The 12427-nt window shown below is 51.8% G+C and carries 9 protein-coding genes; 8 read left to right on the top strand and 1 reads right to left on the bottom strand.

Features of this window, described 5'->3' with window-relative positions; genetic code table 11:
- Window positions 1–240 precede the first annotated feature (240 nt).
- A complete protein-coding gene (locus tag Q0294_RS10095; protein ID WP_299464270.1) occupies window positions 241–1494 on the bottom strand; it encodes a hypothetical protein in 1254 nt (417 codons plus the stop codon).
- A gap of 598 nt (window positions 1495–2092) precedes the next feature.
- Between Q0294_RS10095 and Q0294_RS10090 the strand changes: the two genes are divergently transcribed.
- The 8 genes from Q0294_RS10090 to Q0294_RS10055 all read left to right on the top strand — a co-directional run bounded on the left by Q0294_RS10090 (window position 2093) and on the right by Q0294_RS10055 (window position 12372).
- Window positions 2093–3082, top strand: a complete 990-nt coding sequence (locus Q0294_RS10090) for a LysR family transcriptional regulator (protein WP_299464267.1) — start codon at window positions 2093–2095, stop codon at window positions 3080–3082.
- Between the two features lie 280 nt (window positions 3083–3362).
- Window positions 3363–7973, top strand: coding sequence for a glutamate synthase large subunit (gene gltB, locus Q0294_RS10085; protein WP_299464264.1), 4611 nt, complete (start codon window positions 3363–3365; stop codon window positions 7971–7973).
- Between the two features lie 113 nt (window positions 7974–8086).
- On the top strand, window positions 8087–9595 hold the full coding sequence (locus Q0294_RS10080; RefSeq protein ID WP_299464261.1) for a glutamate synthase subunit beta: 1509 nt from the start codon (window positions 8087–8089) through the stop codon (window positions 9593–9595).
- Between the two features lie 65 nt (window positions 9596–9660).
- Complete coding sequence (locus tag Q0294_RS10075) at window positions 9661–10050, top strand: hypothetical protein (protein ID WP_299464258.1); 390 nt, start codon at window positions 9661–9663, stop codon at window positions 10048–10050.
- 102 nt (window positions 10051–10152) lie between these two features.
- Entirely contained in the window at window positions 10153–10890 is a 738-nt protein-coding gene (locus Q0294_RS10070; protein WP_299464256.1) for a carbon-nitrogen hydrolase family protein, read from the top strand.
- Between the two features lie 29 nt (window positions 10891–10919).
- Window positions 10920–11318: a hypothetical protein gene (locus Q0294_RS10065; protein WP_299464253.1), complete on the top strand. Its 399-nt coding sequence runs from the start codon at window positions 10920–10922 to the stop codon at window positions 11316–11318.
- A 168-nt stretch (window positions 11319–11486) separates the two neighbouring features.
- Window positions 11487–11861, top strand: a complete 375-nt coding sequence (locus Q0294_RS10060) for a hypothetical protein (RefSeq protein ID WP_299464250.1) — start codon at window positions 11487–11489, stop codon at window positions 11859–11861.
- Between the two features lie 52 nt (window positions 11862–11913).
- The gene (locus Q0294_RS10055; protein WP_299464247.1) at window positions 11914–12372 is read left to right on the top strand and encodes an NUDIX domain-containing protein; all 459 of its coding nucleotides are present in this window, start codon (window positions 11914–11916) and stop codon (window positions 12370–12372) included.
- Window positions 12373–12427 lie beyond the last annotated feature (55 nt).

Here is a 12427-nt window from a genome sequence, read left to right as displayed (position 1 = left end):
TCGTATCTGGAAGAAGCGATGAACGAGATCTACTATCTCATATACGAAGATGAAACAGGCGAAGAAGAGTGGGATTCCGAAGTCGAAGCCTGTGGCGAAGATGAAGAAGACGTCTCAGAGGCTGCTTAGTCTCCCCTGCAGAAATGAATGATTGCTGCGCAAACCAGCAAAATGTAAGGCCACTTCCCTTGTTCACGAGAAGTGGCCTTTTTTCGTTTTTGCGATTAAGTGAAATCAAATTTACTTGTTGAGTTCCACTGTGATCGAACGGGTTTTGGAATCGACCTTGGTGGGCTTGCCAAATTTGATCTTCTTGGCAAACTCTTCCACATTGCCAACGGGAGAAATTCTAAAAATGGTCGTTTCACCTTCTGCAATCGGAGCAATTCTGATCTGATCAGAATCATCGGCTGAGAGCAGAATCTGCTCGATAATCGGGTCCTGCTCTTCGTTCGTGAGTTTTTTGGCAATCACAATCGTGATCACAGAATTCGGATCGACGGGGGTCTCATCTCCCAGGCTCGGGCCTGCTGGTGCTCCCATCATGGATTGCGACATCTGCATCATCAGCATCGGGGCGAACATGGCAACCGGGGCGACAATCGGATTCAGCGTTTTGTTAAACTGTTCTTCATTTTCCGCTTTTTCCAGTTGCTCCAGTACGCCATTCACTTTAGCGAGACCTGCCAGTGTCTGTTCTTTCTGAGCGGTCACTTTTTCCGGCGTGAGTTCTGCCAGTTGCTTGTGAGCATTTTCCATTTTGGATTTCCAGTTGTCAGCCAGATTTTTGGGAATCCATTTCTCTTCGACTCTGACCATCTGCTCTTCTTTGGGCGCTTCACCGGGGGCTTCAATTTTAATGGTTGCAGTATCGCCTTCAGTAGAAACGACGGTCACTTTGGTCTGCTTCAGTTTATCGGAAAAGCTGGGTTCTCCTTCTTTGGTAGGAATCAGATCCGAGAAAGAGACCACATTTTTAGCCAGCTGGTTGCCGGTAGAGGAAAGAAACTTTCCGCCGTCAAAACTTTTCAGTTTATCCAGGCTGGAAAGATCACTGTTGAAAATCGCCGTTAAGATACCGCATGTCGGCTCCCAGTATTGGGCGATTTTTTCCTGAGGGACGGGCAAGCCCTGAATCGTCTTGTTTTTGAGGATGTACTCTTTTTTATCCTTCAGCAGTTTGGCAATTCGCTGGCCGGTCTGGAACGTCCCATCGTAGATTTCCGGATCCATTTTCGTAGAGAACTCATGCACCAGACCATTCACGTCTGTCTGATAACTGGCAGGCAGAAAATTCCAGACGGCTTCCATTTGCTGGTTATTGATGCCTTTGATCATGACCATCATGGACTCAGCCGGATCTAATGTTTTCGCTGCTTCGGCTGCCTCCGCTGCTTTTTGTCCCCCTTGTTCAGCCGGTTTTCCACAGCCTGAAAGTACGGGGAGCGTTCCCACGATGCAGAGCAGGGTCAGAAGTGAGAATAGTTTCTTCATCAGAGTTCCTTAAATTCGATTGAAAAGAGAAAGACGGGATATGAACATGATTAACTGCATTCCCTTACAGTAGAGAATGCTGATGTTATCTTTGTAGAGGCGAGTTGAGTAGCTTTGCAGCTCGTTTTGTCTTTCACTATTTTTAAATTCGCATGCGTCCATTTTATGAGTCTGCTTCTGATTTCCCTGAGTTCAGGGGGCAGGCCATTCGGATTTTATTCCAAGCATAGCCCAGGATTGGAAAGACGTCTTCTCTCTCTCACTATCAGTAAAATTAATACACCCAACGGCGAGAATAAGTGTCAGGATTAAAGAAAATGGTCAGAAATGGCTGTTTTTCTCATTAGTTCTGGCGGTGTGTCTTGAGCAAACTGGCAATTTTGTGCCTGCTTACCCTGCGGACATGTATTTGTAAGTGTTTTAATGCATTGGTTTTGCGTAAATGGGTTAGTTCATGAGGTTTACCGGCATGATTTTCAGATGCGCATGCGCTTGACTTAACGTATGTTTGAACCCTACACTGTCCCGTATTCGAAATTGAAATACTTCAAACCTATTATTATTAGTTTTCCTTATAAATCGAACTGGTTTCACGTCCATGCATCTGCGTAATGCTGAGCTTTTTTGTGATGTCGTCGTGCAGGGCAGCTTTTCCAAAGCTGCCGAGGTTCGTCGTGTATCCCAGTCAGCAGCCAGTCAGGCAGTGCATGCATTGGAAAAACGGTTGGGCGCGCAGCTGATTGACCGTTCCAAACGACCATTCGAACTCACACCAGCGGGCAAGATTTATTTCAATGGCTGCCAGCAGCTGTTAAAGTCATTCGAGCTGGTGGAAGAGCAAGTCAGACGTGCCGTCGGGCAAACGAAAAATCGAGTAAGAATTGCAGCGATCTACTCGGTCGGTCTCGCGCAGATGTACGATTACGTCGAGCATTTCCAGCTCCTGCATCCCGATGTCATGGTTACGTTGGATTATCTGCATCCGGATGAAGTATATCAGCGAGTTTGCGAAAACCAGGCCGATCTGGGGCTGGTTTCCTTTCCCAAAGAAGACAAAGAACTCACCAGCATTTTATGGCAGGAACAGCCGATGGTGCTGGTGGTTCACCCCGGACATCCTCTGGCCCAACGGGAAAGTTGCGCGGTCAGTGAAATTGAAGATGAGCCTTTCGTGGCATTCACATCAGAGTTAGTCGTTCGACAAAAAATAGATCGCTGGTTAAAAAAATCTGGTGTTCACGTTCAGTTGATTCATGAGTTTGATAATATTGAAAACATCAAACGGGCCGTCGAAGCGGAAGCAGGCATTACAATTCTGCCTCTGCCTACGGTCGATAAGGAAGTTCAGGATCAGTCTCTGAATGTGGTACGCCTGGAACAGGTCGAATGGTACCGTCCAATCGGCATCATTCAAAGAAAACAGAAATCGATACCCGATGTGGTTTCGAAGTTCATAGAAGTCTTGCATGAAGACCCCGCGAATTTCTCACTCGCTCGCAGAGAATCGGCCGAGGCATCCGCGTCTGAAAGAAATCAGTCTTCCAGTATGGATGCATTTTCGTTCGGTCCTCTGATAGCGCGTGAGTAAGCGGGTTGTTTCCCTGCAGGTATTTATTTTCTTGTTCGGATGGATCCAGTGATTCTGAGTCAGGAGAGGGCTCTCCGATAGAGTAACTCAGGTCAAGCCGTTAGATGATCTTTGACAGAAAACGTTCCGGTTTACCCCGGATAAAGCTGGATAAAGAGTAAGGCCTCTGCCTCTCCAGGGCAGTCTGTCGCGATTGAGTAAGAGTGCGAAGTTGGTTCGCAATAACAGCATGCCGATTGGCATCGATTTTGTTAAACATTAGTTTGAATGGTGAAGTAAGATGACGAGTCGAACCGTTCGACGTGGAACTGATTCCGAAAACAATGATCGAAACTCCATTTTCCGAGTGGGTAGTTTACCGGAAGCGCATGGACTTTATGATCCGGAATTTGAGCATGACAGTTGTGGTGTCGGGTTTGTGGCCCACATCAAAGGCGAACGTTCGCATCAAATTGTGCTCGACGCCGACGAAATGCTGCGCCATATGACTCACCGGGGTGCATGCGGTTGTGAAGAAAATACCGGCGATGGTGCCGGAATTCTGGTCTCCATGCCTCATGAATTCCTGACCAGGGTTGTCAAACAGGATTTGGGTTTCGAGCTCCCTGCTCAGGGAAATTACGGCATGGGGGTCGTCTTTTTACCCACCGATGCCGCCCAGCGGGAACATTGTCGCAAGGTCGTCGAAGAAGCCGTCCATAATCAGGGGCTCATCGTTTTGGGATGGCGTGAACTGCCTGTCTCCCCGGACAAAGCCGACATCGGCCCGTCCGCCCGTCGTGCCATGCCTCATATGGAGCAGGTCTTCATCTCTACTTCGAATGGTAAAGTGGCCGATCAGGACCATCTCGAACGAAATCTCTATATTATTCTGAAGTCATCCAGCCGCCAGTTGCGCGAAGGAAGTCTGCCTCAGGGATTGATGTTCTACTTCTGTTCGCTGTCCAGCAAAGTGGTCGTCTACAAAGGGATGTTGACCCCGGATCAGGTGATGCCTTTCTATCCGGACCTGCAGGCCGAAGATTTCACCAGTCATCTGGCGATGGTCCACTCCCGGTTCTCCACGAATACGTTCCCCAGTTGGGATCGCGCCCAGCCGTGTCGTTTCATGGCCCATAATGGAGAAATCAATACACTGCGCGGCAATGCCAACTGGATGTACGCGCGACAGGGCAAGATGTCCAGCGATCTGTTCGGGGCTGACATCGAAAAGTTATTCCCGATCATTGAACCCCACTGTTCCGACTCCGGTAACTTTGATAATGCGCTGGAACTGTTGTTGATGTCCGGTCGTCCTTTGCCGGAAGTTATGATGATGATGATTCCCGAAGCCTGGCAGAATCATCACTCGATCTCCGTCGCCAAACGCGCCTTTTATGAATATTACTCTGCGCTGCAGGAACCGTGGGACGGACCGGCTTCCGTCTCCTTCACTGACGGAAAGTGCATCGGCGCCGTGCTGGACCGGAATGGTTTGCGGCCCAGTCGTTATTATGTAACTCACGATGACCGGGTGATCATGGCCAGCGAAGTGGGCGTGCTCGAAGTCGATCCCAAAATCGTCAAGGAAAAAGGCCGCCTGCAACCGGGGAAAATGTTCCTGGTTGACTTCGAAGAAGGCCGCCTGATTCCCGATGAAGAGATCAAGGAAAAGTACGCCACCAAGCGACCTTACTTTGACTGGCTCGAAAACCAGCGGATTCAGCTGCAGGATCTTCCGCCCGCTGATGAAGTCGAGGAGATTCCCCCGGCCGAACTGCTGTCCCGCATGCAGGCTTTCGGGTTTACGTTTGAAACGATGAAGTTCATGCTGATTCCGCTGATCAAAACCAAGAAAGATCCGATTGGCTCGATGGGCAATGACGCAGCTCTGGCCTGCCTCAGTGATCAGTCGCGTCTGATTTATGATTACTTCCACCAGCTCTTTGCCCAGGTGACGAACCCGGCTATCGATTCGATTCGGGAAGAAGTGATTATGACACTCGAGTGTTATATCGGCCCCGAAGGGAACCTGCTGGAATCAACCGAAGAGCAATGCCACCGTCTGTTGATTCCTGAGCCGATCATCTCCAACGAAGAGATGGCCGCCATCAAGGCTATGGATTACCGTGGCTGGAAAAATAAAACTATTGATACCACCTATCCCAAGTCGGCTGGAGAAGCCGGGTTCCGGGCTGCCCTGGATCGGATTCGGGAAGAAGCATCACAGGCGATTGCCGACGGTTTCAGTCTGATTACATTGTCAGACCGCGCTGTGAATCGTGATCGAATCTGTTTGCCGACATTGATTTCCTGCGGTGCGGTGCATCATCATCTGGTGCGTAACGAACAGCGCACACAGATTGGTATCGTGCTGGAAACCGGCGAAGCCCGCGAAGTGCATCATCACTGTCTGCTGTTCGGTTACGGTGCCGATGCGGTCAATCCTTATATGGCATTTGAATCTTTATGGCACACGCTGGAAGCCGGCGAACTCGATGCCGCCAAATGGAACCGGGATTCCATCGTCGCCGCTTACTGCAAAGGGGTCGGCAAAGGCATGCTGAAAGTCATGGCCAAGATGGGCATTTCGACGCTGCAAAGTTATAAAGGGGCACAGATTTTCGAAGCGGTTGGCTTGAATAAGGAAATCATCGATACCTGTTTTGTCGGAACCGCCAGCCGGATTAAGGGGATTGGCTTTGACGTCATCACTAAAGAATGCGAGATGCGGCACGACATCGGTTATCCGCATCGGGAACAGTACCGGGTCCCCGGTCTGCCTAACCCCGGAGTTTATCATTGGCGTGCCAATGGAGAAAAGCATTCCTGGTCACCCGAAAATATTGCCAACCTGCAGGCGGCTGCCACTTCGGGAGACAAAAACGCGTACAAGCAGTTTGCGAAAGCCGTCAACGAACAGACGACCCGTGAGTGTCACCTGCGCGGTTTATTGAAATTCAAAAAACGAGATTCCATTCCCCTCGACGAAGTGGAACCCGTGACGGAAATCGTCAAGCGTTTCTGCACCGGCGCCATGAGCTACGGTTCGATCTCTGCCGAATCGCATGAAACGCTGGCCATCGCCATGAATCGTCTGGGTGGAAAAAGCAACACGGGAGAAGGGGGCGAAGATTACAGCCGCTTCAAACCTCTCGAGAACGGCGATTCCAAACGCTCCGCCATCAAGCAGGTCGCTTCCGGCCGGTTTGGTGTGACCAGCTGGTACCTGACGAATGCCGATGAGTTGCAGATCAAGATTTCTCAAGGTGCCAAGCCGGGAGAAGGGGGCGAATTGCCCGGGCATAAGGTCAATAAGATCATTGCTGCGGTCCGTCATTCCACTCCGGGAGTGGGACTGATCAGTCCGCCGCCGCACCATGATATTTATTCGATTGAAGACCTGTCTCAGTTGATCTACGACCTGAAGAATACCAATCCTTCCGCGCGGATCAGCGTCAAACTCGTTTCGGAAGTCGGCGTGGGAACGATTGCCTCCGGTGTCGCCAAAGGGCACGCCGACAACATTCTGATCTCAGGTGCCTCCGGTGGTACAGGGGCTTCTCCCCTGACCAGCCTCAAACATGCCGGTCTGCCCTGGGAACTGGGGATCGCCGAAACCCATCAGACACTGGTTCTGAACGATTTACGCAGCCGCGTGCGATTGCAGACTGACGGCCAGTTGAAAACCGGTCGCGATGTGGTGATTGCCAATTTACTGGGCGCAGAAGAGTTCGGGTTCTCAACCGGGCCGCTGATTACCCTGGGCTGTATCATGATGCGTAAGTGTCATCTCAATACCTGTCCCGTGGGAATTGCGACACAGAATCCGGAACTGCGCAAGAAGTTCGCCGGTCAGCCGGAGCACGTGGTGAATTACTTCTTCCTGATGGCGGAAGAAGCCCGCGAACTCATGGCAGAACTCGGCTTCCGTAACATGAATGAAATGGTCGGCCGCAGCGATGTACTGGAACTGGACGAGTCCGTCGCGCACTGGAAAGCGAAGCACCTGGATCTGACACCGATTCTGCGGCTTGCCGAAAAACCGCATCCGAATGTGGGCACGTATTGCACACGGGATCAACAGCATGGTCTGGATGTGGTTCTGGACAATGTCCTCATCAGTGAAGCACAGCCCGCGATTCAGAATCGTGAGCCTGTGATTATTGACGTCAAACTCAAGAACACCGACCGTACGTTCGGCACGATGTTGAGCCATGAAGTCTCCAAGCATCATGGTCCCGACGGTCTGCCCGATGAAACGATTCACATCAACAGCACGGGCTCTGCCGGACAGAGTCTGGGGGCCTGGCTGGCGCACGGCATTACCATTGAACACGAAGGCGATGCCAACGACTACGTGGGTAAAGGACTCAGCGGGGGAAGAATCATCATCTACCCGCCTGCCGATTCCACATTCCTGCCGGAAGAAAACATCATCGTGGGCAACGTGAACCTCTACGGTGCCACCGAAGGGGAAGTTTACATTCGCGGTCAGGCGGCAGAACGCTTCTGTGTCCGAAACTCCGGCGCCAAAGCGGTTGTCGAAGGGATCGGCGATCACGGTTGCGAATACATGACCGGCGGTCGTGCAGTGATCCTGGGTGAAACCGGGAGAAACTTCGCAGCGGGCATGTCGGGCGGTATTTCGTATGTCTACGATCCGGATGGGTTGCTGCTGCAGAACTGCAATCTGGAGACGGTCGTACTGGAACAGGTGGAAGAAGCCGATGACGTCGCAGAACTCAAAGCTTTGATTGATAATCATCGCAAATTTACCGGTTCGACCGTTGCTAAAATGATCCTGGATCATTGGGAATCCGAACTCGAATCTTTCAAGAAAGTGATGCCCATCGATTACAAACGGGCCTTGGAAGAAATGGCGGCGGAAGAGGCTGAAGTCGCCGTTTAAGCAGGCCTCGTCTGGCGTTCCTTGAACTTTCAATTCAGGTGAGAGGCGCGTCTTTCCGAGTGCATTTCTTCCACGAATAACAGAGCAAACTTTTTTTAGAGTGAGATAGAATTATGGGTAAGCCAACGGGCTTCATGGAATTTCCACGAGAACTGGGTGTCGACAGAAAACCCGAGTTGCGCATTCTTGACTGGAACGAATTTCACGATCATCTGACGGATGGTGAACTCAAAAATCAGGGCGCGCGCTGCATGGACTGCGGCATTCCTTTCTGTCATACCGGAAAAACGCTGGCCGGCATGGCATCCGGGTGCCCGATCAATAACCTGATTCCCGAGTGGAATGACCATATCTATCACGGACGCTGGCAGGATGCGATTGACAGTCTGCACAAGACGAATAATTTCCCCGAGTTCACCGGCCGGGTTTGCCCGGCTCCCTGCGAAGGGGCCTGCGTGGTGGGAATTAATGAACCACCTGTGACGATCAAAAATATCGAGAATTCGATCATCGATCACGCCTTCGATAAAGGCTGGGTCGTGGCGAATCCTCCTAAGGTTCGGACCAGTAAAAAAGTCGCTGTGGTAGGCTCCGGTCCCGCAGGGCTGGCGGCGGCTGCGCAGCTCAACAACGCCGGTCACAGCGTGACTGTTTTTGAACGCGATGATCGTATCGGCGGCTTGCTGATGTACGGCATCCCCAATATGAAACTGGAAAAATGGATCGTGCAGCGACGCGTCGATCTGCTGGCCGACGAAGGCGTTAAATTTGTCACGAATACGTCGATTGGCGTTGATATCAAAGCCGATCAACTGATGAAAGACTTCGACGCCGTCGTGCTTTGCACCGGTGCGACCAAGCCCCGCGATCTGCTGATTCCCGGCCGCGATCTGAAAGGCGTGCATTTCGCGATGGAATATCTGTCGGCGAATACGAAAAGCCTGCTGGAATCGGGTCTGGAAAATACGCATTATCAAAATTCCCCCGTGAAAAACTTTATCAATGCGGAAGGCAAGAAAGTCGTTGTCATCGGCGGTGGAGATACCGGGAACGACTGCCTGGGGACTTCGATGCGACAGAAATGCGAAAGCCTGATCAACCTGGAAATTGTACCGCCGCCACCAGCGACGCGGGCAGCGAATAACCCCTGGCCTCAATGGCCGAAAATTTTCCGGGTGGACTACGGCCATGAAGAGGCGGCTGCTGTTTTCGGGAAAGATCCGCGGATGTTCCAGATGTCGACGGTCGAGTTTACCGGCGACGGACAAGGCAATCTGACCGGGATTAAAATCTGCGAAGTCGACTGGTCCAAACCGGTCGAGAACGGCCCGCCGTTCAGCGTGGTTCCCGGTTCGGAAAAAGAGCTGCCCTGCGATCTGGTTTTCCTGGCGCTGGGTTTTGTCGGCCCCGAGCACATCATCAGCGAGCAGCTGCAGCTGGAAACCGATGCCCGTTCAAACTTCAAAGCCGAGCACGAGCAGTACACAACCAGCGTCGAAGGGGTCTTCGCCGCCGGCGACTGCCGTCGCGGACAAAGCCTGATCGTCTGGGCCATCAACGAAGGCCGCGGCGCCGCCCGAGAATGCGACCGCTACCTGATGGGCGCGACCGAACTGCCGTAAGTAGGAGGTTTGGTGATCGTGATGCCTGAGATAACTGTTTGATGATAGGATGAGGTGATTCCGGGATGGTCAATCATGATAATCAACCCGATCCAAAACAGCCTGATCGTAATCAGGAGGCAGGTTCATGGACGGAAACACATTGTCAGGTGATTGAACTTCCGCTGACGAAAGAGTCCCTGATTTTGGTATTACGATACGCTTTGGATGTTGAGAATTCGCCTTACACTCATCAGGAAATCGCCTGGTGGGCCGACGAATTTCATATGGGGCAGTTCGACCACGAAAACAACATCGAAGCAGCCGTCGCAGATGTGGCCCTCGATCTGCACCTGCAGTGGCAGATGTATCTGGACAATACCTACACTCCGGAATCGCTGCAAAACCTGGATTTTTCGAAGGTCCAACTGCCCGCCGAGTGGTTTTCAAAATGGCTGGAGCAGCTTGACGCTTAATGTGTATTGAGAACTTCCCGGCATGAGCCGGATTTGTCTGGCTTGATCATGTTGATTTCGAGGTAGTGATGCCTCTGTTCTGATTTGGCGATTGGCAAAAAAATGAAACAGCAATTCACCGTCGCGGCCTGTCAGTTGTTTGATGTGCAGGATGATCTGGAGCAGTCTCTGGAAACGATCATCGACTTTGCCACGCGTGCCGCGGAGCGGGGGGCGATGCTGGTCTGCTTTCCTGAATGTTATCTGCAGGGTTATATCGTGGAAGAACGGCAGGCACGACGGCGGGCCATCGATCTGGCGTCGAGGCAGTTTGCAGAGATTCTCAGGAAACTGGAGTCGGTGCAGCCGACGCTGGTGATCGGCATGATTGAAAAAGCGGGAGAGAGTTTGCATATCACGGCGGTGGTGGTGAAAAGAGGGAAGCTGCTGGGACATCATCGCAAGAATCGTCTGGCGCCCGGGGAACGACTGTTTGCGCCGGGAGTAGAGACGCCGCTTTTTGAAGTGGACGGGCTGCGGTTCGGGATTAATATCTGTTATGAACTCCAGGTGCCAGAGCGGGCAGCGGCGGTGGCGACCCAGGGGGCGTCGCTCGTGGTCTGTCCCTGTTACAATATGCTGCATCCGGAAAATGCCGAAACTTGGAAAGAGAAACATAACGCGATCCGGGCTGAGCGGACACGGGAATCGGGGCTCTGGCTGCTGTCCTCCGATGTGACCGGCGAACGGGACGGGCAGATTTCCTACGGCCCGACGGCGGTGATTGACCCGGGCGGAGAGGTGGTGTCGCAGGTTCCCTTAATGCAGGAAGGCCTGCTGGTGCAGGAGATTTTAGTTTGAGCAGCGTTTCAAGTTAAGAACACGGATTTATGAGTTTATTCGATCATTATATCCCCGACCCACCTCTTCGTTGTCCGGTGTGCGATTCGGTTCTCGAAGACTGGCAGGGTAAAGACGGGCCCTGTTTTCTGCTCACATGGCGCCAAGGAATTAAGTTTCCTGTGGCGCATGAATGGCCCGATGAAAGCGTTTCCGATACGAAATCTTTTCTTGAATCCTGGACGCTACCGTCTCGTTTTGTGATCTATACTGACGGTTGTCGATGCGATCGTCAGATCGAAGCATATGGAACTTGCGAGAATGGGGTATGGATGTTTGCTGAGGTAGTTACCCATTTCAATTATCGTCCGGGAAGTTTAACCAGCGCGCAGGATGAGCAACAGATTCGGGACGATCTCAAGCGGTGGATTGAGAATGAATCTCGTTGATTGATCTCGTTTTTTGAAATATTAGGAACCGAATTGGCGACTTCTCAAATTTCTGTTCTGGATCTACGTCAAGTCTGTTGTACTGCTGAACTGTGATTGACCCGTTTTCGGTGATTATTTATCGTGTACGTCAGTAAATCGTTCTTTCACACACACACGGAGGTTGAGATGTCCCAGCGTTCGAGGATCACTGTCTGGCTGAAACGTGGTTGTGTTGTTCTCGGTTTGATGGCGATGGTTTTGGTGGCTGGCGTCCTGGTGCTGGCGGCCACATCCGGCGGTTCAACCAGCGGTACGTTGGCCAATGGTCGTTCGGTGACGGCGAGTGCCGACGCCTGGTATTTAGAAACCCAGTTTATGGGGGATACCGCGCAGATTAAAACCCCACACTTTCTCATCGTGGTGGCTCCCGAACAATTGACCGTGAATGCCAAGCCGGTTGCGACGATTGATGCAGCGGTCAAAGCGGTCGAAGTCAACGTGAAAGGTGGCACAGTGACGTTTCTGGCGAACGGCAAATCCGTCGGGACCTACACGCGATAGTTTTTCACCGGGAGCTTGTTGTGAAATATGATTCTCTGGACAACGTGTTCACATGACAGATATCACCGTCGATTTGAATGGTTATCGCGTGAACCTGCGGGTGGCGGCGATTGTGACGCGCGGGGCGGAGGTGTTGTTGTGCCGTCCGCCGGGACATGACTGGTGGTTTCTGCCAGGGGGCAGGATTAAAACGAATGAAGACTCTCACATCGCACTGCGGCGAGAATTAACCGAGGAGATCGGCCCGGGGTTCGAGGTGATTCGGCCGGCGATCATCGTCGAGAATTTTTTTGACCTGGACGGCAGGCACTTTCACGAGATCTGTACCATTTTTGAAGTCGCCTGGAACGGGGGAGAATTGAATGGGAATCCAGAGCAATATGAGGAAGTGTTTGCCTGGTTTCCACGGGAGCAACTCGCCGATCTGGTTCTCAAGCCTGATTTCATCAAAGAGACGATTCTGAAACCGCGGCCCGGTCTGGAATTGATTGTGAATCGGGAAAATCACTGAGATTCATAGCCACGGTTCTGTTTCTCAGTAGAATCAAAGATGAAACGAAGACTTA

Source organism: uncultured Gimesia sp., assembly GCF_937919775.1.
Taxonomy (GTDB): domain Bacteria; phylum Planctomycetota; class Planctomycetia; order Planctomycetales; family Planctomycetaceae; genus Gimesia.
The sequence above is the reverse complement of the archived record's forward strand: the minus strand, read 5'-3'. Positions and strand labels throughout refer to the sequence as shown.

Excerpts from the sequence above, each read along its gene's own strand:
- Q0294_RS10095 (WP_299464270.1), bottom strand. The coding sequence starts at position 1,494 with ATGAAGAAACTATTCTCACTTCTGACCCTGCTCTGCATCGTGGGAACG.
- Q0294_RS10090 (WP_299464267.1), top strand. The coding sequence starts at position 2,093 with ATGCATCTGCGTAATGCTGAGCTTTTTTGTGATGTCGTCGTGCAGGGC.
- gltB (WP_299464264.1), top strand. The coding sequence starts at position 3,363 with ATGACGAGTCGAACCGTTCGACGTGGAACTGATTCCGAAAACAATGAT.
- Q0294_RS10080 (WP_299464261.1), top strand. The coding sequence starts at position 8,087 with ATGGGTAAGCCAACGGGCTTCATGGAATTTCCACGAGAACTGGGTGTC.
- Q0294_RS10075 (WP_299464258.1), top strand. The coding sequence starts at position 9,661 with ATGGTCAATCATGATAATCAACCCGATCCAAAACAGCCTGATCGTAAT.
- Q0294_RS10070 (WP_299464256.1), top strand. The coding sequence starts at position 10,153 with ATGAAACAGCAATTCACCGTCGCGGCCTGTCAGTTGTTTGATGTGCAG.
- Q0294_RS10065 (WP_299464253.1), top strand. The coding sequence starts at position 10,920 with ATGAGTTTATTCGATCATTATATCCCCGACCCACCTCTTCGTTGTCCG.
- Q0294_RS10060 (WP_299464250.1), top strand. The coding sequence starts at position 11,487 with ATGTCCCAGCGTTCGAGGATCACTGTCTGGCTGAAACGTGGTTGTGTT.
- Q0294_RS10055 (WP_299464247.1), top strand. The coding sequence starts at position 11,914 with ATGACAGATATCACCGTCGATTTGAATGGTTATCGCGTGAACCTGCGG.